Below are 25,860 nucleotides of genomic sequence, written 5' to 3'. Positions count from 1 at the left end.
AATAAATGGATGAGCAAGAAAAGGCCGATAACCATGTCTGTAAAAAGAGGTCCACATCTCTTCTTTATTTTATTCCTGTGTTTCGTCCTCATAGCCGTTTCTATGCCATCTGGGGATGCAGGACCTCAACAGAAAGTACTTGTGCTTGAAGTATCCGAGGCCATTACACCAGCTTCAGATGATATTATAGCAGATGCGATAGAAAAAGCTGAAAATGAAAATTTTGAGGCTCTTGTAATTAGCTTGAATACTCCAGGCGGAGGCCTGGATGAAACTCAAACAATCATAAGCGCAATTGAGAATGCGAGCGTGCCTGTTATCGGGTATGTGCCTGAAAGTGGTAAAGCCTGGTCAGCCGGGACTCTCATCCTCATGGGAACAGATATTGCTGCAATGGCGCCTTTCACGGTTATAGGATCGGCTCAGCCCGTTCAGGTGTCTATAGAGGGAACAAAACCCATAACAGATGAGAAAATAATAAATGCCCTTGTCAAATTTTCGGTTGCAACAGCCGGTAAGCACGGTAGAAACGAGACTTTTGCAGAAGAAGTCATAACGAAAAATAAAAATCTCGACGCACAAGAAGCCCTACAGACTGGCGTAATAGAATATGTAGCTCCTTCTATTCCGAATTTGCTGACACAGATTGACGGGCAGGAGATAAAAGGAAAAGTCCTGCAAACCGAAAATGCAGGGATAGAAAACTATGAACCTCCATTTTCTCTCTCCCTTTTAGGACTCATTTCAAACCCGATTATCTCTTCCCTTCTTTTGACCCTGGGAATTTATGGGCTAATTTTTGGAATCTCAAGTCCGGGAGCCGGAGCAGAAATTTTTGGACTCATTTCAATCGCACTCGGGTTGATGGGAACAGGCTTTGATATCAATATAGGGGCAATTTTCCTCATTCTCTTAGGAATAGGACTTCTGATTATTGAAATTAAAGTACCTGGTTTTGGGATATTCGGGGTTGCGGGTCTAATCAGCCTCGTAATAGGAAGTATACTCCTTGTACCTATGGGAAGCGAAAATATTTACACTCCCGAATTTCGAAAGGTTCTTGCCCTGACGGTTGTTGCCCCTACGGTTGTTTTCGGATTGTTCCTGGTTTTTGCAATCTACAAAGTAACAGAGAGCAGAAAGAAAAAACCGGTTATTGGAGAGTTTATAGGGGAAACTGCCGAAACAATAGATCCTTTAGGGCCTCAAAAGACAGGTTTTGTCCGCTATAAAGGAGAATACTGGAAAGCTCGTTCAGAAGAGGAAATTGAACCAAATGTAGAGGTAGAAATCACTGGAAAAGTAAGGGAAACCCTTTTAGTAAAACGAAAAATGTAATTATTCCCTTTTTCCCAGCTCAATTTCTTTTTTCTTTTACCTTAGATTGCAAAGTTACTAATTTCAGGATTTAACCTGATTCATCCAATTTTCGCTAAAGTCTTTTAAAAAAGTCTTTCAATTTTACCTTAGATTACGCAATTTTACTAATTTTCGCTAAAGCCTTTTTTAAAAGGCTTTTTTAAAATGTTTTTGATTTTACCTTAGATTACGCAACTTTACTAATTTTCGCTAAAGCCTTTTTTCAAAAGGCTTTATTTACTTCTTATTTTTTCGAGGACTTTTTGTTTCTTTTCAATAGCTTCAAGCGCAGCCTTATCAATTGCTGCTCTCATTTCTTCAAAACCTCTGGGATTTCCTTCTCCATGAACTTTTTTAACTGGTGTATATGCCGACTCTCTAAACCTTGGCGTGAAGTCCTGGCATTCGCCATTTAAGAATATTTCAGCTCCATTTCCTTCCTCAACATGTCCTATGACATCAATTTTAATATCTGCAGCTCTGACAGTATCAAGGATTTCATCAGCATATGCAGGAGGAACAATTATGAGCAGGGCGTCGAGAGAAACTCCAAGGTAGTCGATTTTCAGGCTTTCAAGCATTGAAAGCACCTTTGGGTTCACAAGAGCCCTTAGCTTTTCTTCTTCAAAGACCAGTTTTATCCTTGCGGTCTTTGAGATTTCCTTGGCATCGCCCCTGATCCCACCATTCGTAACATCAGTCATCGAATGGACTTTCTTATGCAGCCCAGACTGCAACAGGGCCTCACAGGCTTCCAGGAAACGAATATTAATGGTTTCCTCAACAACATCATGCATCCCATAGTAAAGCGCAGTTGTGGAAACCGTGCCTCCACCTGCGCCTTCGGTCATAAGGATAAGGTCTCCTGCTTCGGTTCGGTTCCGCGATGTAAGAGAAGAAGTTATGCCTACAGCTCCAACCCCGCCTGTCATGCGTTCACCTATGACCATGTCCCCGCCGATTCGAAGCGTGCTTCCTGTAATAAGAGGTATTCCGGTAAGTTCCGAGACCGTGGTTATTCCTGCAATATGGTCGAAGATCTTTGCTACATCTCCGTCGTCTGCTACATGAATATCGGAGAGCATTGCCAGAGGTCGAGCTCCCATAGCATATATATCGCGCAGAGCTGCCCGAGCTACATGAAAACCCGAGAGAAAAGGAAAATCGCTCAGGCGAGAATGAAGCCCGTCAATCGTGACCACGAGGTAGTCTTCGCCAATTTTGACAACTCCAGAATCGTCTAGCTGGGAGCTATCCACAACAGCCCCTGTCTTGCCTATAACTTCTCCAAGCTTGGAATGAACGTAAAAATCTCCTGTACCCCTGGAACCTACCCCGAATTCTCCCATTGAAACTCCTGAGAAAGTGGGGCTTAACACATCTCCTTTCACATCAAGTGTTGCTTTTGCCTCACAAACGACCGCAGCTGCGATCTCATTAGCCTTCTCTGGGCTTATATGCTTAATCTCAAGAATTCTGGAAGCAAGCTTTGTTTCAAGCCCTGCTTCGTTTGAAGGGTTCTCCCTGAGAGCCCGTTTTGCGTAGCCTTCTATATCCATAGTAACCATCTCTTGCAGATCTTTCTGCCCTGAAAGTTGTACAGGACAGAATAGTTTGGCATTCAAGTATTAATCCATTTATTTTAGGTATTCTGTTGATTTCAGATACTTTAGTGTAAAGTGCACAGGAATCAGAAGTAAATAACCAGAAAAAATGAAAAAATAAATATAGAGCCCAAGGGAAAATTCCTTTGAGAAATCCTTTCAGCACATGTCTACAAAGTTTTTCAGAATCTTCAACCCGATAGCTCCACTTTTTTCAGGGTGGAACTGGGTACCCATAACATTGCCTTTAGAATTTACGACAGAAGCTGAAAAGTCCAGCCCATAATTGCAGGACGCAAGGGTGTTTTCAGATGCTGTGTCCACATAGAAAGAGTGGACGAAGTATACGAAAGAGTTGTCAGGAATCCCTTCAAACAGAGGGTGGTCCTGCTTGATTTTGATATTGTTCCAGCCAATATGAGGCACCTTTAGTTCGGATTTTGGAAAGCGCAGCACCTTTCCGGAAATAAGGTCAAGCCCGTCAGTAAGCTTTCCTTCCTCCGAAGAACTCATGAGAACCTGTTGTCCAAGACAGATCCCGAGCATCGGCTTGCCTGACCTTGCGTATTCTTCTATAGTCCCTTTGATGGGGTCAAGGCACTTCATCGCGTCCACAAAAGCGCCGACCCCCGGGAGAATTAAACCGTCTGCGGCAAGAATTTCCTCAGGATCCCCTGAGATTGCGGGACTTGATCCGACGTGTTCAAGCCCTTTTTGAACACTGCGGAGGTTTCCAAGCCCGTAATCGAGAATCACAATTCTTTTCATAGCTTTAACAAACTAAGTTAAGATAGATTAACTTTACGCATAACGAAAAGTACAGCACGAAGATCATTGAAGAACAGAAGAAAACCAATTAAAAGAAAGATAGAATATGAAAAGAAAAAATTAGACAAAATATAAAGGGATTATAAAATCTTTTGCAGTTAAGACCTCCCCGCAGGAAGGCTATAAGAGCTATTCTCCCTTTCAAAAGTCACCTTGTATTTGCCACAATGTATACATTCATAGCGTTTTTCGAGCACTGTTGGCAAAAAGAACAATGCCCCACTTTTCCGCTTCCATTCATGCAGTCCTAAAAAACACAAGAAACTACGGTTACGATCCGATTCGTCTGAGTCGTCAGAGCATTCTTGAGCCAAAAAACTGTTTCTCCTCGTTTCTGATTGTTAAATTTATTCTACAATAATAAGTAAATTATGGTTAAAAGAACTATATAAATACATAGTTTTTATGGAAAATACTAAGAAGTTCTGCTATTAAAAAACATGCCTGACTAAAAATAAACGAGTAAATCCATATTATCAAAATGTTAATAGAATTTAATTGTAATAATTTAGCAAAGTTTTTAATGGGATAAAATGTGCAGAAATCTAGATTGGTCAGACATGACGAGAAAGCCATGGAACTCCCGATCAATATCGTGGTTATGTTATAATTCATACTACAAGACTGATCTAGAATTATATTTCAGATTTGAATATATACGGGAAAATTCCAGTAAATTATTTTTGAAATATATACGTTTTGACAATTATTAGGTTACATCAAGTTTTGGGATGAGCTCTTAATAGATTATACAATCGAGAGGAGTATAGCATAAAGTATGGAAGAATAAACAGTCGCTACATAACTGGATATATAGGCTGTTTGGTTATCGTTTTAACTTTTCTTTGCCCAGATAATTGCACGAGTAGTTTTAGTACTCATAGGATTTTTTCCGTAATCACCATAAAGGTTTACAATTTCCCAACCGTATTTATCGAGCCAACCTTTCACTTGAGAAAATGTTGGAAAATGTTTGATTGATATCGTTTCAAATGTAAACGTTTCACTACCTTTTGGTGTGATTTCGTAGCGACGGGAACTTTTGTCTATACGTGTTTCATTGCTGTAGTCACCGCTAATGACAATATATTTTCCGTATGTTCCGATATCGTCAATGCCTTCAAAACAAACCCATTTCTCATTATTTTCTGAAGACTGTTCTGGTCTTTCATAACAATCAAAGTTCAAATACATATGGCCGTTTTGTTTTACACTTTCTGATGCTTTCTTAATAAAAAGCTCTTGAGCTTGTTCATAAGGCATTTCTGATTCAATATTCAAAAGAATATTTCCAGCTAAAATGATAACATCAAAGTTATTTCCCCAGTCTTCCAAGATAGCATCTGCTTGATAGAAAGATATATTTGATAGACTTTTTGCCCGGGCTGAAATTTTCTCAAGCATAAATTTATCAGAATCAAATCCTGTTACCTTGTGTCCCGCTTTAGCCAATGGTACTGTTATTCTCCCTCCACCACAAGCAACATCTAGAATATTTTTAGGCTCAATTCCAACAATCGAAAGAATAAAATTTACTTCGTCTGCTTGAATAACCTGTTTTTCATAGATATCAGCATACCAGTGTTTTCTAAAAAAAGTCTTATTCAAAGTTCTGGTGCTCCTTTATTAATTAGTTGATATTTTTAATGTTCCTGTTATTTAGTAATTACGTTAATGTCCATTTCCTTTTCGTGATTCTGGGGCAGTGTGCCTGTTTTTCTGTAAAATTTTCTCTATACCCCTTATTCTTCTTTTTTGATTACTGCTCCATCACTATATGCCTATTTTCTGTAATCCAGTCTTCATTTATATCAATGAGTATTGAGACTACCAGTCTCAATACTCATTCCTTGTTTGGGAATGCTCCCACAACTTTGCTTCTTCTTTTTATCTCCTTGTTAGTTCTCTCCATCATATTCGTTGTCCTTATTTTCAAAGGGAAATTCACAGAATTGGGGCTTTAACAATTCAAGGTCTCCATATTTAGTAAGGAGAGTTCGGGATTTGTAGCCGTGTCTACTGGCTTTCCGTGAAGCAGTACGCTCATAACGTTGTGCACCAGATTGGAGGAGGGCTTCCTCCTCCATGACAAGGTTTAAAAACCAGGTAATTAACTGGCGAATTCCATCTTCCTGATCGACAAGAGAATCTTTTATGAATGAGAATAGATTAACCATTGACTCTGCTTCCTATTTTTTGTGGTGAAGAAAAAGGATACAGAGTCAATCATATTTTACAGAACTTTCACTACACTGCCATTTAGGCTTATTATGATGAAAATATAAAAGAAAACTCAATCACATTTTACGAAAATCACGGTTATATTGCACTCTTTAGCTACTGCTAGAGTTCAATTGATTGATATGAATACTAACGAAAAACTTTCAAGCATTGCGCACGCTTTTGTTTTTGATTTAGATTGGCAATTGGAACACGGAGTCTCCAGGAAAAAAGAAGATCAGCAAAATACAGAAAGTTCAAAAAAATGCTTGATAGAGTAAAAGATCTAGATCTAGATCTAGATCTAGATAATCGCAGATATGTGTTTTGTATGCCTCAAATCAGAAGGCAGGAAAGTCTCGATTAATCCTTTTAAAGTGCTCACCGGGACTTAATATTTTTATATTAATTTAAGTAAGTACAAGCCTACAGGGAACAAAAAAGCAAATAAAACAATAATGGTAACAAAAAAACGACACCTGGCAAACCCCTGTCAACTATTCTATATATGCCAAGAGTGAGCTTTACAAAAGTAACAAAACAAAGAAAAGAATCAAATTTGTGAAGATTTACTGCACGCTCGCCGTTATACGTGTTCATCCTGTGCGCGTCAAGTGGCAGATAGGTTCCGCTTCGCTACACTATGTCTGATTCTTTCCGTGTTCGGGTATATACAGGCTATCTAGCTCTTCGAGAGAGCCCTCCGGGTGACGTAAGGAACCGAAGTTAATACACCATTACCTACGTAAAATATACTCCGTATGTAAAAATATACTCTATATGTGAAATGGGCCACACTCAAGTGTTTCTAGCCTTCTCCAGAGGTCTGCAAGTGTTACTATCTTACAGGCTTCAGTTGTATACTATGAGCTAATCTTTCTTTTTAAACTCAGAGACATATTCAGGTCCAGGCTTTCAAGGATCCGATTTATAACATCGATTTTCTGCCAGGCTTCCATTCTTCGCTTGTTCTAAATCTTCAAGAGATATTACAGAACTGTAGCAAAATATTAATAATGTCTTGTGTTAATAACTTAATAAAATTATTGAGAGTGGTGAACATATGAAGAAATTTAAATTTATCAGACATGATGAGAAAGCCATGGAACTCCCGATCAATATTGTGGTTATGCTCGTTGTCGGGATGGTTGCCCTTGCAACACTCATTTCGATCATGCCGACCCCGACAAAGGACATGTCGGTATTTGTGGAATCTGCAGGGCTTAGTGTAAGCACCCTTGAGGACGGAAACTCAATAATAGTGGAGGCCAGTACTGCAGAAAACCCTTTTGACATAACCGCAGTTGTAAAGGTAACTGACAACGACGGAAATCCTGTAAGGAATGCAAACGTTATTTTGAGGGGGCTTGGTGGAGCAGCATCAAGTACTACGGATGCTGACGGGATTGCTACCCTAACAACGCCTGATAATGCAAAAGTTAGTCTTGACCCTAACCAGAATGAAGGAACAATGGACCTGAAAATTGTAGCCGACGGTTTTTATGACTACGAGAAAAAAGATGCTGTAATGATCATCAAGACCAGGTGATTGTGCATCTTCCAAAAGTAAAACTGAAAGGAGGGGCCGTACATGCTGCGTGAAAAATTCAAACACGACGAAGCAGGAACTCTGGGGCTTCCAATAAGGATTGTCGTGCTTACGGTTGTGGGTCTTATAGGATTTTGCACGATTCTTACAGCCCTTAGCAATGCCCCTACTCCTCCAAAACCTATGTATGCTACAGCAAATATGAGTGTACTTTCCTTACCGTCCACTGAGGGAGGCAGTAATACGGAAACAAACCTGAGCTTGCCTGTAAAAGTGTTTGACAGCGAGAATCGCGGTATAGGGGACGCAAATGTGATTGCCTGGAGTCCGGATAGGAAGAAAGCCTATTCAGGGGTTACAGATCTCGAAGGAAATGTAATATTGAAAATTTCTAATCCCGGACTGCCTCCGGGAAAAGCTGAAGGGTATATTAAGATAAAAGTAATGAGAGAAGGATACAGAGATTTCACCAGCGATTATTTTCTGAAGGTGATTCGGAGCTGAATTACTCTGGATATATTTATGCTGAAGAAGTCTGAGGCAAAAAGGATACTGAATCTTATTTTTGCATCATTTCTCCTTGCTTTCTGTTCTCTGTACTTTCTGTTCTCTGTATTTTCATGCTTGTTACGTTGCGATAATTCCTACCCGGTATGCCAAATTTAGGTATGTGTTTCCTCTACTGTTGCAAGATCACCTTTGTTAATATTATTAACTGAACTGTGAGCCTCGTACACATACCTTTGTCCCCTCATTGCCGACAGCACTGCAGCTATGCCACAGAGTACAGCTCCGATTATTAAAGAAATCCGCAGCGCTGGCATGAATGCCTGCTGTAATGTCTGCGGGAACCAGTAGTTACTTGCCAGTGTGGTCACGATTTGAATGGGATATTCGTGACCCTCTGCACTCCCGTAGTAATAAACTGTTTAACAAACGTATCTTAATTGGGGAAGGACTGACACTACATTTAATTGGGCAAATAAGGATTAATATCCATTAAAAAACTAATCATCTTTCAAGGGTCTATAAAATATGCAATTCGATCTTATAGTTATCTGCTTTGTTTATATAAAATACAATTCAGTTACTTATACAAATTATACGTGTGTGATCCAATTTTCACAGGTATAGGTTGTAGTTCAGACGTCATTATAGTACATGGGAGCTTCACTAGTAAGGTTTTGTAGGTTATTAAAACGTCAAGGCTTCCATTAGAGTTAGATTCTGTATATTCCACCAAAGAGATCTTCGCAATTAATAATGTTGCAAAAACTCCCAATAACCACTCACTACAGGAACTAAAATTGCAAGAACTCCGCAAAAACTAGGCCTACATATGAATCTCCCATCATCTCTAATAAAACGTTATCTTTTGGACCAAAGTGAAAGTGAATACCACTGTCATCGATCCCGTAATAAGAATCTTTACCAAACGATTGATAATCCCTTAATAATCAATTGATATTTCCTCTAGTACTCACGAATTCGCTTTTCGCTCTCATTTTCTGCTTTGTGTACACTTAATTTCCTGTATGCAGGTAAGCTTAGAAAACAGATGTAACTTGAGCAAAAACACTCAAACACAAAATATCAACCATCTACTAATATACGACCCAAAATTTGTTGTTTAAAGTAATAAAAATTAGTAAACTCAAAAATTTTGTTCCTATTAAAAATTCGTCATCTATGGCGTATTTTTGTTTAACTTATTGAAATATAGTAAAATGTATTTTTATCTTAGGGAAGTATTTCATAAATATATATCTTAGTTAATATCTATAATTATACCTTTCTTTTTTATTGATATCTGGGGGATACTCGCGGCAGGTAGGACTATATAAACTTTCCGTGCAAACTCTCAAACAATCAAAGATCAGAAAGCATTTACTAACTCAAAGGAATGCTAAAAACAATCAGTTTGATAATTTACACAGAAAACTTATAAAGGATTTAATAAAAAAGAGTTTATAGAGTTCAGAAGTGCTTTCCAGGTACCGCCCGAACTCCATAAAGTATGCATAAGAGTCAGTAAGTATGTTAGCTTTGCGTATATTTAAGCTTGTCTGATTCTGCCTCCTAGGGGAAAATAACTAGGAGTGAAATAAATGAATCCAGAAGGATTTAACAATTCCGAGTTCTTGGTCAAGCGCTTTAACTGCATCTACAAATACGTGGAACAATGCAGGTGCAAATTCACATTAACTGACGATGGAAAAGCTATAAGACCTGATGAAACTGTTAGTCAGGAAGAGTTACTGAGTACAATCTAAAAGTAATTTAACTATTCAAGTAGCCTTCGAAGGCTACACAATTTTTTAGGATTAATAAGTTGAATATGAGATTAATCCTTTTATCTTTTACAATAAGGAATGGGAGAATTTTGATGAAACGATTGAGTTCATTTTCCATGTTATTATTTACATTCGTTCTACTTTTTTTGACTTTAAATCTAGCAGTAGCTTCATTTGCTTCAGAAGCATTAGAAATCCCGTACCAGGTAAACAACTCTGACCGTATAGTTATTGGTACAGTAAGTAAGGTTGATATGTTTCGTGACCATACAATTGCTACAATTACAGTTAGCGAGTGGCTTTATAACCCCCTGCCTACAGAAACTATAGAAGTGAGATCCGAAAGGGGAACTAATATAAAGACCGAAGTCGAAGTTGAGTTCATCCAGAACGAGTCAGTTCTCTTGATGCTGAATGATGTGGATCTCAATAAACAACTTTTCCGTGTTGGTATCGGCGTTCCAGGAAAACACCCTGTTTCAGATAGGGATGCAGTAATCGAGGAGTTGAAAGCTCAGGGTAAATGGCAAGGAGAAGGTCAGGCCGGAAATAAGACGAACGAAACTGAAACTATAGAAAATACACAAACAGCAAGCAAGCAGGAAGGAAAATCCAATGATACTAAATTAAAAAGTACTCCCTTTATAAGCTCTTTCTGGGTACTTGCAGCAGTGCTTGGGGCAGTCATGTATGTAAGAAAGAGGAAGTAACAATTGCGCTACGTGTGCAGGCCTTATTGATTCATCATGTCCCCTCTCCAAGCAAGGGCGAAACTATACATCTTCACCAGCCCACAACTTTCATTTAGAGCCTATCCGAAAAGTCAAAAGTGATATGTTATAAAAATTGCAATAAACCCGTATATCCGAGTATCCGTTCATACTGAGCTCTTTGGGCTGCTTCTGATATGTACCAACATGTAAACGCAATAGTATCGATGCAAATTTTTCTTATTTTCTGCAGTGGCCACCCGATATCTGCCCACTTCGTGAGCATTCGGGCGTTGAGGAAGTTTTCAGATGTTCGAATTAAGTATGTTCGAAAAACTTGTCTGAATTTTTAGTAAGAAAATTAGTTTCATAATTAATCAATAACTCACGAACGCGACCAGAACAATCTCTTTACCAAAAATGTTAAAAATATTTATAAACAGTTATAATTGCGATCTCTGGTGTATCTTTACTATAGTTTGAATCAAATTCTGGGCAGTTGGCTGAGTAGAAGACGTCTCCTTACTCTTACTTTTTATTCAGTTCTCGGAGGTTACCTGCTGGATATAATCTCATGTTTTCTACCCGGGATATACACCAATAATTTTGCGCTTCTTCTGGTGTCCCTTGCCCCTTCTTACTGTTGTAGGTCTTATAGGATTTTGCGCAGTTCTCTCGGCCCTTAGCAATGCCCCTACTCCTCCAAAACCTATGTATGCTACAGCAGATATGAGTGTACTTTCCTTACCGTCCACTGAGGGAGGCAGTAATACGGAAACAAACCTGAGCTTGCCTGTAAAAGTGTTTGACAGCGAGAATCGCGGTATAGGGGACGCAAATGTGATTGCCTGGAGTCCGGATAGGAAGAAAGCCTATTCAGGGGTTACAGATCTCGAAGGAAATGTAATATTGAAAATTTTGAATCCCGGACTGCCTCCGGGAAAAGCTGAAGGATACATTAAGATAAAAGTAATGAGAGAAGGATACAGAGATTTCACCAGCGATTATTTACTGAGGTGCTTCGGAGCTGAATTACCCTGGACAGATTTGATGCTGGAAGAGTCTGAGGCAAGAAGGATACTGGATCTTGCTTCTGCATTATTTCTCCGTACTTCCTGTTCTCCGTATTTTCTGTTCTCCGTATTCTCTTTTTATTTATGCTTATTACAGCAATAATCCTATCCAGTATGCCAAAAATTAGGAATGCGTTTCTTCTACTGTTGCGAGATCACCTTTGTTAACATTACTAACCGAGCTGTGAGCCTCGTACACATACCTTTGTCCCCTCATTGCCGACAGCACGGCAGCTATACCACAGAGTACAGCTCCGATTATGAACGAAATCCGCAGCGCTGGCATGAATGCCTGCTGTAATGTCTGTGGGAACCAGTAGTTACTTGTCAGTGTGGTCACGATTTGTTGCGGTATTGAGCCAACAATACTCGAATTCATAGAGCTCAGAACTGAATCCATAGGGTTGTAGCCCAGGAAAGCAGAGAACAAAGCGTTGGTCGGTGACATACTGGCTAGATAACTGGAGAGCTGCTGCACAGCAGGGATAACCTGTTCAGACCCAAAGCTAGCTAACGAGGCATGAATAGCGCCCGGGAAAGCTTTTTGAATTCCCACAATCACGACGGTGAAGAATACGGACATACTCAGGGTACTGGCTGAATTCGCCAATGTGGACAACATGCCCGACGCGACACCCCGATTCTGAGGCGGCACAGAATTCATTATCGATGAGCTGTTAGGAGAGGCAAACATACCATTACCAATACCCATGAAGAAAATTAGTATTCCTAGTTCCCAGTAGTCGAAGTTATAGGGAAGCAGCGAGAGCCCGACAAAGGCAAATGTAACGATAGTCATCCCGGTAGTGGCGATCCATCTAGGCCCATATTTGTCCGAGAGTATCCCGGAAATCGGGCCCATGATCATAAAGCCGAGAGTCATAGGCAACATATAGATACCTGCCCATAACGGCGTGTCCTCAAAGCGGTAACCATGGAGTGGCAGCCAGATACCCTGTAGCAGAAGAATAAGCATGAACATGGCACCACCTCGCGCAATAGCCGCAGTAAAACTGGCGAGACATCCGTAGGCAAAAGCCCTGATCTTGAAAAACTCCAGCTTGAACATTGGGTTCTTCACCTTGCTCTCGACAAACGGGAAAGCAATCAGCAATGCGATTCCTACACCTAAAGCTGTCATTACCCAGGGGTTGTTCCAGCCCATTGCATCGGTGATACCATCATGCTCGTACGGCATCAGGGCATAAGTGACACCTATCAAAAGTGAGGTCAGCCCGCCGACAAAAAGTAAGTTTCCTACAATATCGAGATTGGTCTTGGATGCCCTGAACGAAATATCCTTCATCTTCCAGTAGGACCATACTGTTCCAAGAACCGCAAATGGAATGTTGACCAGGAACACATAGCGCCAGTTGTATGTCGCCAGTACACCACCCAGCAGCAAGCCAATGAACTGACCTGACATGAATGCGACCATATTTATGCCGAGAGCCTTTCCCCTCTCACTGACCGGAAACGCATCTGTAATAATAGCTGAGCCGTTTGCTATAGTGAATGCACTGCCTACAGCCTGTATGAGCCTGAAAATAACTAGCTCAAGAGCACCAACACTGCCTGTGCCAGGCGTTAGATAGAGCAGGGTTGAACCGATAGCGAATATCAGGAATCCCAGACGGAACAATTTTACCCGACCATACATGTCTGCTAGCCGACCAATAGTGAGGAGCAGTGTAGCCGTTACCAGGCCAAAACCCATCAGGAGCCACAGCAAGTACTGGAATGCACCTGGAGCCATTGGGTTCATCTGGATTCCCTTGAATATTGCGGGCAGAGAGATCAGGATAATGCTACCGTTAATAGAGCCCATTAATGATGCAAGGGTCACATTAAACAGTGCAACCCATTTGTATGCAATACTCTTCCCATTGTGAGTTTCACTCAATTTTATTACCTTCTGTTTTTCTCTTTTTCGTCTTCTTGATTCTGGAAATCACAGTCGTGCGCCGTCTCAGATTTCTGTCTAACATCATGGGCATTGCCGATCTTCCCTTCGGCATCACTGTTATCGTTACCTTCAATCACATTGTTAACGATCCGGGACATTTCGTTCAGGAGTTCCAGTTTTTCCTGTGTCATGCGGTCCAGTCCTTTTACTCCCTTGGGGGTGATCGTGTATACTTTCCTGCGTTCGATCCCCTCGCTCTGGATGAAACCTTTTGACTCAAGTTTTTCCAGGATTGGGTAAATAGAGCCTGCACTTGGAATCCAGCGCCCGTTTGAGCGGAGCTCGACCGTTTTGATGATGTCATAACCATGAGTAGGTTTCTCTTTAATAATTTTCAGTACGATATACTTGAGAAAAGCCCGCCTGATTTCTGTACACATTTTATTATTATTATCGATGCTTTCTTCCATGTTTCGTACCCCGATATATCGGCAAGTGATATAGCGGTGGATAATATAATATTTATATCTTTTTGGTAACTATTAATCATCAAAATTAGTTAGACCGTATTAGTTTTGAAGTAATAGATATGCCAGATAACTAATGATGAAAAAAGAAAAAGTAGGATCATTTGATACTTATTAGAGATGATCAATTCGTTGAAATTTACCAGTTAAATCTTACTAAAGGAAGTTATTGGTGTGGTCTTACCAGGACTGAATAGTTACATTATTTTTTGGTTCACTGTAAGATATGCTTTAGTCTCACAGAAAAGAGATAATAGGCTGGGAACAGCATTAAGGTACTCTGGATATACAATCAACTAAATAATTGGGAACGATACATTTATGGGTCTTCTCTCTGGAGCTCATCTCTGGGTATTCTTCTGGTTTCTCTCGAAATGAAGTAAATATTGAAGTAAATATTGAAGTAAATATTGAAGTAAATATTGAAGTAGATCTTTACGGTAGAGACTATATTTTCATAACTTGTCTGTATTTCATAACTTGTCTGTTTTTCATAACTTGTCTGTATTTCATAACTTGTTTATATTTCATAACTTGTCTGTCAGTACTTTCTTCCTGCGGTTGGCCATGTAAAACTTCATAAAAACGGCTCCTGCCATCAATACGGCAAGCACGATGGAGAAATAAGGAGATTTTATGACATCCCATCTACCTGACCAGACAAGGAATCCAGTAAGGAAAAGTGCGGAAGACCCGGCAATTCCTGAAATCTCAAAAGGAATTTTCATAGAGCCGAGAGTAAGCCTGTTTTGGTTTTCGAGAATTTCTACACGGGACTCAAGTTCCTTTATATATTCACTTTTTGCATCTTGCTGAACCTTGAGGTTACGGAACTCCATATCCAGTTTTTCGATTTCGGGTTTAAGGTTGTTATGGGTAAAATTCGAAAGCTCGGATAAAGCCGAATGAAGGGAACGGAGACCTTCGGAGAGGCTTGAAAAAACCTCATTTATGCTCTTGATTTTATAATCGGCTCCAGACATCTCGGAGGAATTTTCCCCGGAAAATGTAGAAAAATTCGAAGGCCCGCCTGGAGGAAGTACTGAACTGACTTCAAAATTTGAAATATTTCCTTCCGAAACTGAAGGAACTATATCCGAAAAAAAAGAATTTCCACGAATAGAAGCTTCAGGAGAAACCGAGGGAACCTGTGGAAAAATTGAGGAGTGCAAAGCAGTATTTCCTGCATTCTCCCCTGGAAAAAGTCCTGAGAAATCTCCTGAGAAAACTCTGCCAGTTTGCAGTTCAGGAGAAGTTTCCATAGAAAGGCGTCTCTCGACTGCCCGGAGACGTTTTTCAAAACTTCTTATGCTCTGATCAAAAACCTCAATTCTTCCCTGCAAATCCTCCCTAATTTCTGGATCTGCCTGATGTAATTTATTCAATCGACCATTACCCCCATAATTTGTACTAAAGAATCAGGTTCGAGACTATATAAAATTTTTGAGGTTCATATGTTGTTAAGATTAATAAAACAAAGCCAGAACCAGAAAAGAAGAATGACAAAAGGAAAGTATGAAAAAGGAACGAAAATTGAAGAATAAAAGAAAAGAGGAAAAATCATAATAACATAGGAAAACTGAACGTGAAAAAAAGAATAATAACAAAAAAAAGGAAAAATAAAGCATAATATAGGAAAATTGAAAGTGAAAATAGAATAAGAACGTAATAGAAGGAAAAAATAGTTTGAAAGGAATTAATAGAGAGATTAAAAATGAGGTAGTCCCTCAATAATCAGCTGATATTTTCCAGAGTACTCACACATTCGCTTTTCGCTCTTTTCTTTCTCATTTTTTGCTTTGTATACGCTCAATTTCCAGTAGGCAGGTAGGCTTAGAAAACATATATGACTGAGTAAAAATACTCAAACACAAAATATCAACCATCTACTAATGCACGACCAGGATTTGAAATATGCCCGAAATTTATAATTTATATTTGCTTATACTATATACCTATTTTTTGAGGAGTAGAATGAACCTGAAAACTCAATATGATTGTTTAAACATTGACTGGAATCGTGTATCTGAAATATTAAAAGAAGTTAATATGGCATCTTTTGAAGGAGATGTGCATAAGAAGTGCTTTGAAAATAGCCATACTGTTATATTTGTTTTTGATAACGAGAAACTAATTGGTTTTGGGCGTGCAATTTCAGATGGAGTATATCAAGCTGCAATTTATGATGTAGCAGTAATGCCTGAGTATCAGGGTAAAAAGGTAGGCAGTCTAATTGTTGAACACATTTTGAACTCAATTCCGCAATGTAATTTTATATTATACGCTTCACCTGGAAAAGAACCGTTTTATGAGAAACTAAACTTTAAAAAAATGAAAACAGGAATGGCTTTATTTCGAGATCCAGAAATGATGCAGAAGATAGGTTTTACTGAATAAATCAAAGTAAATCGAACTGACATCTCAAATGTTCTATCAAGCCTGTTATTTAGCATGAAAATACATGAGGATATCTCTCTCATGTGCTCTCTTCATCCTCTTTTCACAACATTGCAATTATTTTCATTGGTCATCGGTTAAGGATTTATTTCCTTCTTCTGTTACTCTTTTTGAATCCACTTTTTCATTTATTACTCAAACCATTCATCTCTAAACCTTTCTCTGTTTACATGAGGATCTAATGCTTGACTTTCATATACGCTCATTATCGTTTCAAAAGTTCTTTGAATTCCACATCTATGCAGAATTACTGTCAATAAATCTGATGCATTCTCTGCAAATATTGTACTCCAACGTAACTGCGTATATCTAGCCATTTTTTCAGGATGAGTTGTTGATTTTCTGACAAGAGAATAGATTCTTCTGCTAACGATTAGTGTCAATATTGCTGTCCAGATTAGAGCTTCAATTACCTGCACATTCTTTGTTTCAAGAACGTCCAGCGAGTATTTGCTTTTCAATTCCTTAAACAACAGTTCTATGTCCCATCTTGCCCCATATAAGTTTGCAATGTCTTTTGCATTCAAAATATCTTTATGAATATTTGTGATGTAAATGTGGTATTTTTCATCCTCATCGTTATATACGGCAACAAGACGTACAATCATCTCGTCCTGTTTTTGCTTGCCTTTATACTCTCTTCTTTTGAATTCTATTTTTACAACTGCATCAATATCTTTTCCAGAAAGTTGCTTAATACATTCACTAACAGGTTTTCCAGCGAACTCTTTGCTTTTTGTCTTAGAAAGTCCCTCTTCAATAGAAACAAGAATAGGGTCCATATTCTTCCTAATCCTTGAGACAAAATATCCCCCATTTTCTTCAACTCTTGCAAACATTTGAGTTTTGTAGAAACCAAGATCAACAAGGAGAATATGGTCTTTGATCCAGGTACCTATTTTTAATGTCTTTATTTCAGCTGTTTTTTCAGAGTACAGAGCAATGGTTCTAGGTCCGTTAGCAATTGCACTTACCATAACTCCAACTTTTACTCCTGCAGCTACTGTTCTTGATCTTGCTGCAGGAAACCTGTCTGCTAACGAGGAATGGAGACGAACAATTGTGATGTCCTGAATGACAACATCTTGGAAGGTTTCGAGTTTCTTGCTAAGTTTCCTACCAGGTTCTTTTGCAAGCTCTTCCATGCCATGAATTACACACTGGTGAAGAAACTCAACAAGTTCTGGAGTAAAACGATAGTACCAGCTGCTATCACTTATGGTTTTTTGTGACTCAGTTTCATATTCTCGTTTTAAACTGGCAAGTGTACGCTGCAAGCGTACACCAAAACTGAGAGTTAAAACCCAAAAGATAATGACAGGGTCAATTTTACGTTCACGTACTATAAGACCAGTTTCTTTGGCAGTTTGCCTTAACCACTCTTCGGGAAATATTTCCCGAAGAGAGTCTTCAAGAGTAGGTGGGGGACAAGGAGACATAGATACAGAGATATTTAAATTATTAATATAAAAAACACATACAAGAGAGGGAATTTAATGCTTAACCGATGACGCATGCAATTATTTTATTAATTATTTTGATACTTTCAGATAAGTAAAAATAAAAAAGTAAAAATAAAAAAGTAAAAATAAAAAAGTTTAGATCATTCTGATTTCAATTGTTTCCCCCTTATCCTGAGCTTCCATAATATCGGATGCAAGGTCTGAGTTCGCCCTGAGTTTCACGTCTCCATGCCGGCTTACAGTTGCACTGAAAAGGTACTGGTCTTCGAGATATATTTCTACATCTTTTCCTGCAAGTTCCGGCGCACCAAGAATAAGGTGCTTTTTATCTCTTTCAATGAAAGGATGAACGGAAGAAACAGCAGGCATCTCTTCAAAGCTGGTTTTCCTTCGTTTCTCTCGAGGAGCTCTGCTTTCAGCTCCATACTTCCGGCCTTTTGCAGCTCTTGTGGCTTCGACCTCAAGTTCTCTTACGTCGATATGCAGGCCAAGAACATTTTCGATCCGGTCAATGACATTCCCGCCTTTGCCAATAACTTTTCGCACTTCTTCTTCCCGGACCTTTACGATTGCACTGTCGTCTGAAGTCACTTCAACTTCAACCGGGCCGGAGGCATACTTACCAATAACATTTCTTATTTCCTCTCCAGCAAGCTTCCAGGCAGGTTTCCTTAGCTCGGTAGAAGGCCCTACTGGCATAACAACAATCTGTTCCCCATAGGTATATATCTCATATTCGACTCTTCGTGTCTCAAAATCGGCAATGACGATTACCGGCCTTGCAAGATCCTGTTCGGTCATTCCATGAGGAACTTTGACAGTAAACTCAAGTACCAGAACCTTTGCTACTTCTCCTTTATCAATGAAAATAACGGTGTCCACTACCTGGGGAATTACGCCCAGTTCAACCCTTCCGATCAGGCGTTGAATCGCATCCACTGCCCTGGTTGCATGCACTACCCCGATCATTCCCACACCTGCAAGCCGCATATCCGCAAAAATTAGGAAATCGCTGGTTTTCCGGACTTCATCATAGATTGTATAATCCGGCCTGACCAGAAGCAAAAGGTCTGCAGTATTTTCCATTCTGCCATTCAGAGGTGAATACTGGGTGATTTCAGGAGGCACCTGGAGGTCTCTTGGGGATTCCATCGTTTTAACTACTTGCCCGTGATCATTCAGGTATCGAGCAACCCCGGCGGCAAAAGTAGATTTTCCGGCTCCGGGAGGACCGGCAATAAGAATACCACGCTGACTCACAATCCGCTCTTTGAGTTTATCGCTCAGTCGGTAGTGTTCAAGGTCCACAACCACAGTTGGTCTCACAACTGTAATTTCCATATCATCGGAAAAAGGTGGGTGAGCAATTGCAATTCGCATATTCCGGATCTGCAGAACCGTAGCTCCACTTGAAGACATCTCGATAAAAGATTCGGGGTCCAGCCTGGCCCTTTCAATAAGTTCTCTCGAGATACTAGAAAGTTCCGCAGAAGTTGCAGGTTCATCTCGAATCTTTACGTAATGTATATCCCCTACAGATCCCTTTTTGGCCATAGGAGAGACTCCATTTTTAAGATGAACGGACATCGTATCGTCAGTAAAAAAATGTTCTACTTTAAGAGGCGGAAGTTCGGATGGTTTCAGGACTGTAGGATGTATGTACTCGACATCAAGCCCTTTTGCTTTAGCTATAAGTGACTGTACCCTGTCTTCGCTTAAAAACAGCCCACCTACCTCAATAGCCGTACTTCGGATAAGGGCATCTACCCTGCCCTCTTTAGAAAGTTTGATTTCTTCAAGAGTAGGCTGAACCCCACTGAATTGAAGAAGGATTTCGTCCCTCTTTGCCAGCTTGCGGAGTTCCAGAAGCTCTTCAAGCCCTTTAAACCCTATTTCCCTGCCCTTATTTGCCTGGGCTTCAAGTTCCGAGACCACAGCTTCGGGAATAATGATCTCAGCACCCCTGAAATCCCCACTTCTAATACGGGACGAAAGCCTCCCGTCAATAATCACGCTTGTGTCCGGAATGATTCTCCATATCCGCTTCTCATCAGCCATATAAATGGATATAGAGCCGGGAAGTATATAATATAACTCTTTAATTATTCAATGTAATGTATGTGTATAATTAAGGATTTTAAAAAAAAAGTAATAAAAATTAGATACAATAATATTACCGTTTGAAGGTCCGGAATGTAATATCAGTTTTTACATCAGTTGTTACATTTCGAACCTCGTCATAACTCCATGAAGTTCGTCAGTAGGGAGCTTGTAAAACTGGACAAAGGAAGGCGATACCTTTTTAATTATGGAAAAGATTCTCCAGATTATATTTTTAGTAAAGATATCTTCTACTCCGTAGAAGATGGTTTTTTCACCAATTCCCTGGTCTTTAAGGATCTTTTCAACATTAACAATCTCCATATATCCGGCTCGTATCTCTAAAATTTTTAACCCTTTTGCCGGTTCTTTTGTGAACGAGGTTTCTATTCCGAAAGGACTGTCTGACTTGATAATGGAAATAAAAATGTTGTTTTCGTAAATGATGTTGTTTTTAAACATTACATGGGAAATATACTGGGGAATTCTTTCGATATCGCGTGTAAAGAAGAGGGCAGTTCCCATGATTTTATTTTGAGTAGCATAAACTTGTTTGTATTTTTCAAGAAAATCTTTGGACTTCATGAGCTTCATCAGTTTATACAGCTTCTTTTGTCCCGACGTATATATGAGTATAAGAGAGAGGATGAAAAGTGCTATGATGACTGACCAGTAACCTCCGTGAGGGATTTTATAGCTATTTGAGAGAAGGAACACCACATCAATGAACGTTATAAATAGCGAAATAAGAGCTTTGGTTATGTTTTTTCTGTGATAAAATATAGAAGTCATCATTATGCCCGTAATAGACATAGTTCCTGTAACTGCAAGGCCATATGCAGCTGCAAGTTTGCTTGATTCTTTGAATATAAGCATCATAAATAATACAGAAACGAGGAGTAACCAGTTTACGGTACTTATGTAGATTTGAGACTTAAATACCCCGGAGGTGTAATCAATCTTCAACATCGGTATTATCCGAGTAGTTATTCCCTGATATACTATAGAGAACATGCCACTGATCATAGCCTGAGAAGCGATAATTGTAGCTACGACACTGAGTAGAAGGAATGGGATATAAAGTATGTTTGCCTGCTGATTTATCATCTCAAACAAAAAATTTGTCGAACCCGGGTTTCGGATAAGAAATGCACCCTGCCCGAGATAATTCAAAACCAATGCTAGAAATACAAATCTCCAGGCTTTTAAGATAGGCTCTCTTCCCAGGTGTCCCATATCAGCATATAATGCTTCACCCCCTGTAGCACACAGGATGACTTCGGATAGTACAAAAAATCCTATAATCCCATTGTCCAGAAGGAACCTGATAGCATAATAAGGATTGATGGCTTTGAGTACTTCTGGGGTATAGAAAATAGAGGCGATGCCTGAGAATCCAATAGTTGCAAACCATAGAACCATTATAGGCCCAAAAACCCATGTAATTTTTTCTATTCCCTTGCTCTGAACTGAAAAAAGTGCTATTGCAATTGCAGCAGAAATAAGTATAATAGTGCTCTGGCCTATGTTTTCGAACTGAGGAATGATTCGCAAGCCTTCGACTGCGCTCAGAATACTTATTGCAGGGGTAATTACCCCATCTCCCATGAGGAAAGATGTTCCTATATAAGCTAACAATGTAACAAAAGCTACGTTTCTACTTGACTTGAGCAGAGGAACAAGTATTTCTTTTAAGACTATTGTACCCCCTTCCCCTTTTTTACCCAGACTCATTGCAAGCCAGGCGTATTCCACAGTCACAAGTATGATAAGTGTCCAGATAATTAAAGATAAAACTCCTATTATGTGAGTGTGTGTAGGTCTTGTTAGAAGGAAAATAACAGTCAAAGTATAAATGGGACTTGTTCCAATATCTCCAAAAACAAGACCCATAGACTTTACTACTTCTCTGAACTCTGACTTGGAAAACATAATATTCACCTTTTTGTTTCAGAAATTTGCACAAAGATAATATTTGAAATAAAAGTTTCACGCGTTAAGCCTAGAGCGATAAATCGTGATTTTTTCTGTCCATAAGAAAAAAGGAAACTGATTATTTTTAAAACTTTGATTTTTAAATATTACTGTCTTCATATTGTTTTCGTCTCTTATATGTAGTCAATAAGTCTAACAGTAAATAGCGGTTCAATGAAAGATGGTTTTGAGTATTACTTTTTTATATATAAAACTCATGACCCTCTCCATATAAATGAAAATTCCACATCTCAGAATTCCACATCTCAGACCTTGTCATAACTTAGGTAAGTTTTTTAGTGTGAAGTTTATAGAACTGAGCAAAAGAAGACGACCGTTTTTTTTAATTATAGGACAGTTTTTTAATTATAAGATAGTTTTTTAATTATAGGACAGTTTTTTAATTACAAGAAAGTTTTTTAATTACAATATTGATCTATTGAGATACCATCTCAAACAGGATATTTATTGAATAAAGGTTTCTAATAAGGGATGTTTCCTGTTCAAGATAATTAACAGGTACTAACGAAAAAAAACGCAAGTTTCTATAGTTTTAACCCGGCACGAAATCAGAGAAACTTGTTCCTTTTAAATCCCATTTGAATAAAAAATGAGACTGGTCTGGTACGTAAGGAAATGTTAAAAGCAGAAGAAAACAGAAAAGAACAGACAAAGTACACTTAATTTTAAAGGCAAGGGGAGAAAAACGGCGGAAGATAATGAACACTGGACCATTAATCGGAAGCGAGGAGGCTGACGAATACTCATGGGACGAGAGGGGAGAAAAAGAAGAAGTCCTTCAAAAAAGTACAGAAGGAGTGAGTATTCTCCTCGGTGATCCCAGAAAAGCCGTTGTCAAGCTCTCAATTCCCATAATAGTTGCCATGTCTGTTCAGACGATATACAGCTTTACTGATACCTTCTGGGTTTCCGGACTTGGAGCTGATGCCCTGGCTGCTGTTGGATTTGCTTTTCCATTTTATGTAATCCAGATGGCACTTACCGGCGGGTTAGGGGTTGGAGGAGGAGCTGCAATTTCTCGACGCATAGGAGCCAGGGATAAAGCAGGTGCGGATAATGTTGCAGTTCATGCCTTCGTGATAATGCTCATCCTCACAGTTGCTCTTACTGCTCTTGGACTTGCATTTATAAAGGAGCTTTTCATGTACAGCGGAGCCGGAAAAACAACCGAACTCGGAGTCCAGTACGCCAGGGTGATTTTTGCAGGCAGTTTTATTTTTTTCTTTACAAATATTGCGAATTCAATCCTGAGAAGTGAAGGAGATTCAAAAAGAGCTATGAGATCCATGGTTCTTGGCTCAGGCCTTAATATAGTGCTTGACCCCATTTTTATATACATTCTGGGGCTTGGAATTGCAGGGGCAGCCCTGGCTACAGTTATTTCTTTTGCCAGTTCGGGACTGCTGATGTTCTACTGGTTTTTTATTAAAAAAGATACCTATGTTTCTTTCAGGTTTCGTTCTTTCAAATTCGACAAATCAATTATCAGGGATATTTTCCGGGTAGGAATTCCCTCATCTATAGAGCAGTTTGCTCTGGCGCTGACTGCCCTTATAATGAACTTTGTTATCGCAACCGTTGGCAGTACGGACGGAGTTGCAGTTTACGCTACAGCCTGGAGAGTAACAAGTATTGCAGTTGCTCCCATTATAGGAATTTCAATCGCTGTAGTCTCGATCAGTGGGGCCGCTTTTGGAGAAAAAAATTTTAAAAAAGCACAGAATACCCTTATCTATGCAATTGAGGTCGGTTTTTTCGTAGAAACAATAATTGCCGCTGTAGTGTACCTTTTTGCTCAAGATATTGCTGCTGTCTTTACACATACCGAAAATGCAGCCCATATCGCTCCTGAGCTGACAAGACTCCTTAAAATTATGACGATTTTCTATCCAGTCATCACTTTCGGAATGCTCTCAGGTTCTCTCTTCCAGGGTGCAGGAAAAGGCACAAACGCCCTTGCTGCCACTCTTCTGCGGAGCCTTGTTATGACTCTTTTATTTTCCTTACTTTTTGCATTCGGATTCGACTGGGGATTACTTGGAGTATGGTGGGGATTGGTTGTGGGCACTGTAATTGGTTCAGTGATTGCTTTTTTGTGGGTGCAGGTGTATTTGAAGTGTATGATAAAAGAGGAGGCGGTGGAAAGGAAGTGCTGAATGGAAAATGATCACTTATTCCTGCATGAGAATGACTTATCAAGTTTTTTCACAGCTTTTTTCTGTCGTATATTTGATTATCAAACATACAGGCCTCGCTGCTTTCCTTTATTCAGTGTCGTTCATTAGAATCTCGGTTTCCAAAGAATATCTTTTTTATAGACCTTGCTGCCTTCCGTTATTCGGTGTAGTTCATCAGAATCTCGGTTTCCAAAGAATATCTTTTTTTCAAGCTCATTTTTTATAATTAACTAAGGGGAAACAGAAAATAATTTGACCATATAGTGGCGGCTGATGCTTAAATATATTATGATTATCAAATCATAAAATATAAATAAACCCAGTTCCTTTTTAGTTTGAAATCTAACAGTAAGAAACTGACTAGTTAAATTAAAAATGGTCAATTCGGATGATGAGGATATTAAAATCCAGTCTGACTCTTAAAATCCAGTCTGACTCTTAAAATCCAGTCTGACTCAAGAAAATCAGTAAAGCCTGTTAGAACCAGCAGATTCAACTAAAACACCTCGCAAACAAATCTACTGGACAAGCAGCGTCTCGTAACACGATTTCTAATGGCTACTATTCTGTCTTTATCATCCGAATTATGACTGCAAGACCCCTGACTGTGATACCAATGAAGGAAGAAAAGATAAAAGAAACAGTAAAAATCCAGTTTGAGATAATTAATCTGTTTCAAAAAAATTTTGCTAAAATATTTCACAAACCAGGGGACAATCCGTATAACCTCAATAAAAATCAGAATCGAGCGATTATGATTATTGGGTCAATAGACAATATTATGCCCACAACCCTGGGAAAATGCCTTGATCTTCAGAAGGGAAGTTTAACAAGCATGATCGATGCTCTGGAAAGAGAAGGACTTGTCTGCAGGAAAAAAGACCCCCAGGACCGTAGAAAAACCCTTATTTCTCTCACCGAAAAAGGGAAAGCTTACAGGGAATGGTTTATAGGAAGACTTGAAGAAAATGTCTCCGAGATTCTCAGAAGGCTGGGTGAAGAGGATATCCTTGCATACAAGGAGAGCCTGCAAATAATACTTACAACACTGAAGAAGATTGATAATACTACCTGAACAAAAATAGTGCAGAGGACAATGGAATCAAACTTGCAAACTCAAGAAGCCGGAACTTACAGAAAATAAGGCAAAAATTTATGTCGGATTCCTGAGTTTGAATGAAGCTACAGCAAGTGAAATCCATGAATTTACCTATGTGGCAAGACTAAAAATCTGTTCTATTCTATTCTATTCTATTCTATTCTATTCTATTCTATTCTATTCTATTCTTTGCTGGAAATGTTAATATATACAAAATCTATGAAAGTTGAAAAAGGAACTCCTTCTTGTTTCAGAAGCATAGACTCGGAGAAACTGACCGAAAAGCTCAAAGTTGAGCTTCTTTTCTCTTAATGAAAAAATCTTAAAGTAACTCTATTCTATAGAGAACCAAAAACCTAATACTTTGAATTTGGAGCCTGTTTTTTAAAACTTTAAAGGTATGAAAGCTTTATAGTGGAGGGATATATTAAAATATAATAACTAGGTAATAAGCTGCCGTATTCCTATATATTTATTGATATAATTAAAAGAAAATAGA

Annotated in this window: 19 protein-coding genes and 2 pseudogenes; 9 read left to right on the top strand and 12 right to left on the bottom strand. The window is 39.1% G+C overall.

From position 1 onward, the window contains the following. Positions 1-9 precede the first annotated feature (9 nt). On the top strand, positions 10-1,338 hold the full coding sequence (locus MSBRW_RS06715) for an NfeD family protein (RefSeq protein ID WP_011308386.1): 1,329 nt from the start codon (positions 10-12) through the stop codon (positions 1,336-1,338). Positions 1,339-1,592: 254 nt separating this feature from the next. Here MSBRW_RS06715 and MSBRW_RS06710 read toward each other — a convergent pair whose 3' ends face one another. The 5 genes and pseudogenes from MSBRW_RS06710 to MSBRW_RS24185 all read right to left on the bottom strand — a co-directional run. Next, entirely contained in the window at positions 1,593-2,918 is a 1,326-nt protein-coding gene (locus tag MSBRW_RS06710) for an AIR synthase-related protein (RefSeq protein WP_048103045.1), read from the bottom strand. A gap of 204 nt (positions 2,919-3,122) precedes the next feature. Further along, the gene (gene hisH / locus MSBRW_RS06705; RefSeq protein ID WP_011308388.1) at positions 3,123-3,731 is read right to left on the bottom strand and encodes an imidazole glycerol phosphate synthase subunit HisH; all 609 of its coding nucleotides are present in this window, start codon (positions 3,729-3,731) and stop codon (positions 3,123-3,125) included. 894 nt (positions 3,732-4,625) lie between these two features. Continuing rightward, positions 4,626-5,399 carry a class I SAM-dependent methyltransferase gene (locus MSBRW_RS06700; RefSeq protein WP_011308390.1) on the bottom strand — a complete coding sequence of 258 codons (774 nt, stop codon included), beginning with the start codon at positions 5,397-5,399 and terminating at the stop codon, positions 4,626-4,628. 151 nt (positions 5,400-5,550) lie between these two features. Beyond that, positions 5,551-5,724 (bottom strand): annotated as a pseudogene (locus MSBRW_RS24190) (transposase); the annotation flags it as partial. After that, positions 5,717-6,017 (bottom strand): annotated as a pseudogene (locus MSBRW_RS24185) (transposase); the annotation flags it as partial. The pseudogenes MSBRW_RS24185 and MSBRW_RS24190, both read right to left, overlap by 8 nt. Before the next feature lie 1,057 nt (positions 6,018-7,074). Between MSBRW_RS24185 and MSBRW_RS06690 the strand changes: the two are divergent. Further along, positions 7,075-7,560 carry an Ig-like domain-containing protein gene (locus tag MSBRW_RS06690; protein ID WP_011308391.1) on the top strand — a complete coding sequence of 162 codons (486 nt, stop codon included), beginning with the start codon at positions 7,075-7,077 and terminating at the stop codon, positions 7,558-7,560. 42 nt (positions 7,561-7,602) lie between these two features. Beyond that, positions 7,603-8,064 carry a peptidase associated/transthyretin-like domain-containing protein gene (locus MSBRW_RS06685; RefSeq protein ID WP_011308392.1) on the top strand — a complete coding sequence of 154 codons (462 nt, stop codon included), beginning with the start codon at positions 7,603-7,605 and terminating at the stop codon, positions 8,062-8,064. A gap of 158 nt (positions 8,065-8,222) precedes the next feature. Here the strand turns inward: MSBRW_RS06685 and MSBRW_RS21920 are convergent, their stop codons facing one another. After that, entirely contained in the window at positions 8,223-8,438 is a 216-nt protein-coding gene (locus MSBRW_RS21920; protein ID WP_230669990.1) for a hypothetical protein, read from the bottom strand. A gap of 1,230 nt (positions 8,439-9,668) precedes the next feature. Here MSBRW_RS21920 and MSBRW_RS21915 point away from each other — a divergent pair. The 3 genes from MSBRW_RS21915 (at position 9,669) to MSBRW_RS06675 (ending at position 11,740) form a co-directional block, all read left to right on the top strand. Continuing rightward, on the top strand, positions 9,669-9,833 hold the full coding sequence (locus MSBRW_RS21915) for a hypothetical protein (RefSeq protein ID WP_155398138.1): 165 nt from the start codon (positions 9,669-9,671) through the stop codon (positions 9,831-9,833). A gap of 113 nt (positions 9,834-9,946) precedes the next feature. Then, a complete protein-coding gene (locus MSBRW_RS06680) occupies positions 9,947-10,564 on the top strand; it encodes a hypothetical protein (protein WP_011308393.1) in 618 nt (205 codons plus the stop codon). Positions 10,565-11,191: 627 nt separating this feature from the next. Beyond that, a complete protein-coding gene (locus MSBRW_RS06675) occupies positions 11,192-11,740 on the top strand; it encodes a carboxypeptidase-like regulatory domain-containing protein (protein ID WP_011308394.1) in 549 nt (182 codons plus the stop codon). Between the two features lie 21 nt (positions 11,741-11,761). Here the strand turns inward: MSBRW_RS06675 and MSBRW_RS06670 are convergent, their stop codons facing one another. The 3 genes from MSBRW_RS06670 to MSBRW_RS06660 form a co-directional block, all read right to left on the bottom strand. Continuing rightward, positions 11,762-13,540: an MFS transporter gene (locus tag MSBRW_RS06670; RefSeq protein ID WP_011308395.1), complete on the bottom strand. Its 1,779-nt coding sequence runs from the start codon at positions 13,538-13,540 to the stop codon at positions 11,762-11,764. A 5-nt stretch (positions 13,541-13,545) separates the two neighbouring features. Beyond that, on the bottom strand, positions 13,546-14,013 hold the full coding sequence (locus MSBRW_RS06665; protein WP_011308396.1) for a PadR family transcriptional regulator: 468 nt from the start codon (positions 14,011-14,013) through the stop codon (positions 13,546-13,548). A gap of 584 nt (positions 14,014-14,597) precedes the next feature. Further along, positions 14,598-15,455, bottom strand: a complete 858-nt coding sequence (locus tag MSBRW_RS06660) for a hypothetical protein (RefSeq protein ID WP_011308397.1) — start codon at positions 15,453-15,455, stop codon at positions 14,598-14,600. 589 nt (positions 15,456-16,044) lie between these two features. Between MSBRW_RS06660 and MSBRW_RS06655 the strand changes: the two genes are divergently transcribed. Next, entirely contained in the window at positions 16,045-16,467 is a 423-nt protein-coding gene (locus tag MSBRW_RS06655; protein ID WP_011308398.1) for a GNAT family N-acetyltransferase, read from the top strand. Between the two features lie 191 nt (positions 16,468-16,658). On the opposite strand, the gene MSBRW_RS06650 is transcribed toward MSBRW_RS06655, so the two are convergent. The 3 genes from MSBRW_RS06650 to MSBRW_RS06640 form a co-directional block, all read right to left on the bottom strand. Continuing rightward, positions 16,659-17,966 carry an IS4-like element ISMba6 family transposase gene (locus MSBRW_RS06650; RefSeq protein ID WP_011308399.1) on the bottom strand — a complete coding sequence of 436 codons (1,308 nt, stop codon included), beginning with the start codon at positions 17,964-17,966 and terminating at the stop codon, positions 16,659-16,661. Between the two features lie 159 nt (positions 17,967-18,125). Continuing rightward, complete coding sequence (locus MSBRW_RS06645) at positions 18,126-20,048, bottom strand: PINc/VapC family ATPase (RefSeq protein ID WP_011308400.1); 1,923 nt, start codon at positions 20,046-20,048, stop codon at positions 18,126-18,128. 162 nt (positions 20,049-20,210) lie between these two features. Continuing rightward, complete coding sequence (locus tag MSBRW_RS06640; RefSeq protein WP_011308401.1) at positions 20,211-22,022, bottom strand: KUP/HAK/KT family potassium transporter; 1,812 nt, start codon at positions 22,020-22,022, stop codon at positions 20,211-20,213. Between the two features lie 761 nt (positions 22,023-22,783). Between MSBRW_RS06640 and MSBRW_RS06635 the strand changes: the two genes are divergently transcribed. Both MSBRW_RS06635 and MSBRW_RS06630 read left to right on the top strand, forming a co-directional pair. Continuing rightward, positions 22,784-24,241, top strand: a complete 1,458-nt coding sequence (locus MSBRW_RS06635; protein WP_011308402.1) for an MATE family efflux transporter — start codon at positions 22,784-22,786, stop codon at positions 24,239-24,241. A gap of 637 nt (positions 24,242-24,878) precedes the next feature. Continuing rightward, positions 24,879-25,337 carry a MarR family winged helix-turn-helix transcriptional regulator gene (locus tag MSBRW_RS06630; protein WP_011308403.1) on the top strand — a complete coding sequence of 153 codons (459 nt, stop codon included), beginning with the start codon at positions 24,879-24,881 and terminating at the stop codon, positions 25,335-25,337. Positions 25,338-25,860: the final 523 nt, after the last annotated feature.

The sequence above is a fragment of the Methanosarcina barkeri str. Wiesmoor genome, assembly GCF_000969985.1.
Classification (GTDB): Archaea; Halobacteriota; Methanosarcinia; order Methanosarcinales; family Methanosarcinaceae; genus Methanosarcina; species Methanosarcina barkeri_B.
Note: the sequence above shows the minus strand (reverse complement) of the source record. Positions and strands in the feature narration are given on the sequence as shown.

Excerpts from the sequence above, each read along its gene's own strand:
- MSBRW_RS06715 (WP_011308386.1), top strand. The coding sequence starts at position 10 with ATGAGCAAGAAAAGGCCGATAACCATGTCTGTAAAAAGAGGTCCACAT.
- MSBRW_RS06710 (WP_048103045.1), bottom strand. The coding sequence starts at position 2,918 with ATGGATATAGAAGGCTACGCAAAACGGGCTCTCAGGGAGAACCCTTCA.
- hisH (WP_011308388.1), bottom strand. The coding sequence starts at position 3,731 with ATGAAAAGAATTGTGATTCTCGATTACGGGCTTGGAAACCTCCGCAGT.
- MSBRW_RS06690 (WP_011308391.1), top strand. The coding sequence starts at position 7,075 with ATGAAGAAATTTAAATTTATCAGACATGATGAGAAAGCCATGGAACTC.
- MSBRW_RS06685 (WP_011308392.1), top strand. The coding sequence starts at position 7,603 with ATGCTGCGTGAAAAATTCAAACACGACGAAGCAGGAACTCTGGGGCTT.
- MSBRW_RS21915 (WP_155398138.1), top strand. The coding sequence starts at position 9,669 with ATGAATCCAGAAGGATTTAACAATTCCGAGTTCTTGGTCAAGCGCTTT.
- MSBRW_RS06680 (WP_011308393.1), top strand. The coding sequence starts at position 9,947 with ATGAAACGATTGAGTTCATTTTCCATGTTATTATTTACATTCGTTCTA.
- MSBRW_RS06665 (WP_011308396.1), bottom strand. The coding sequence starts at position 14,013 with ATGGAAGAAAGCATCGATAATAATAATAAAATGTGTACAGAAATCAGG.
- MSBRW_RS06655 (WP_011308398.1), top strand. The coding sequence starts at position 16,045 with ATGAACCTGAAAACTCAATATGATTGTTTAAACATTGACTGGAATCGT.
- MSBRW_RS06650 (WP_011308399.1), bottom strand. The coding sequence starts at position 17,966 with ATGTCTCCTTGTCCCCCACCTACTCTTGAAGACTCTCTTCGGGAAATA.
- MSBRW_RS06645 (WP_011308400.1), bottom strand. The coding sequence starts at position 20,048 with ATGGCTGATGAGAAGCGGATATGGAGAATCATTCCGGACACAAGCGTG.
- MSBRW_RS06640 (WP_011308401.1), bottom strand. The coding sequence starts at position 22,022 with ATGTTTTCCAAGTCAGAGTTCAGAGAAGTAGTAAAGTCTATGGGTCTT.
- MSBRW_RS06635 (WP_011308402.1), top strand. The coding sequence starts at position 22,784 with ATGAACACTGGACCATTAATCGGAAGCGAGGAGGCTGACGAATACTCA.
- MSBRW_RS06630 (WP_011308403.1), top strand. The coding sequence starts at position 24,879 with ATGAAGGAAGAAAAGATAAAAGAAACAGTAAAAATCCAGTTTGAGATA.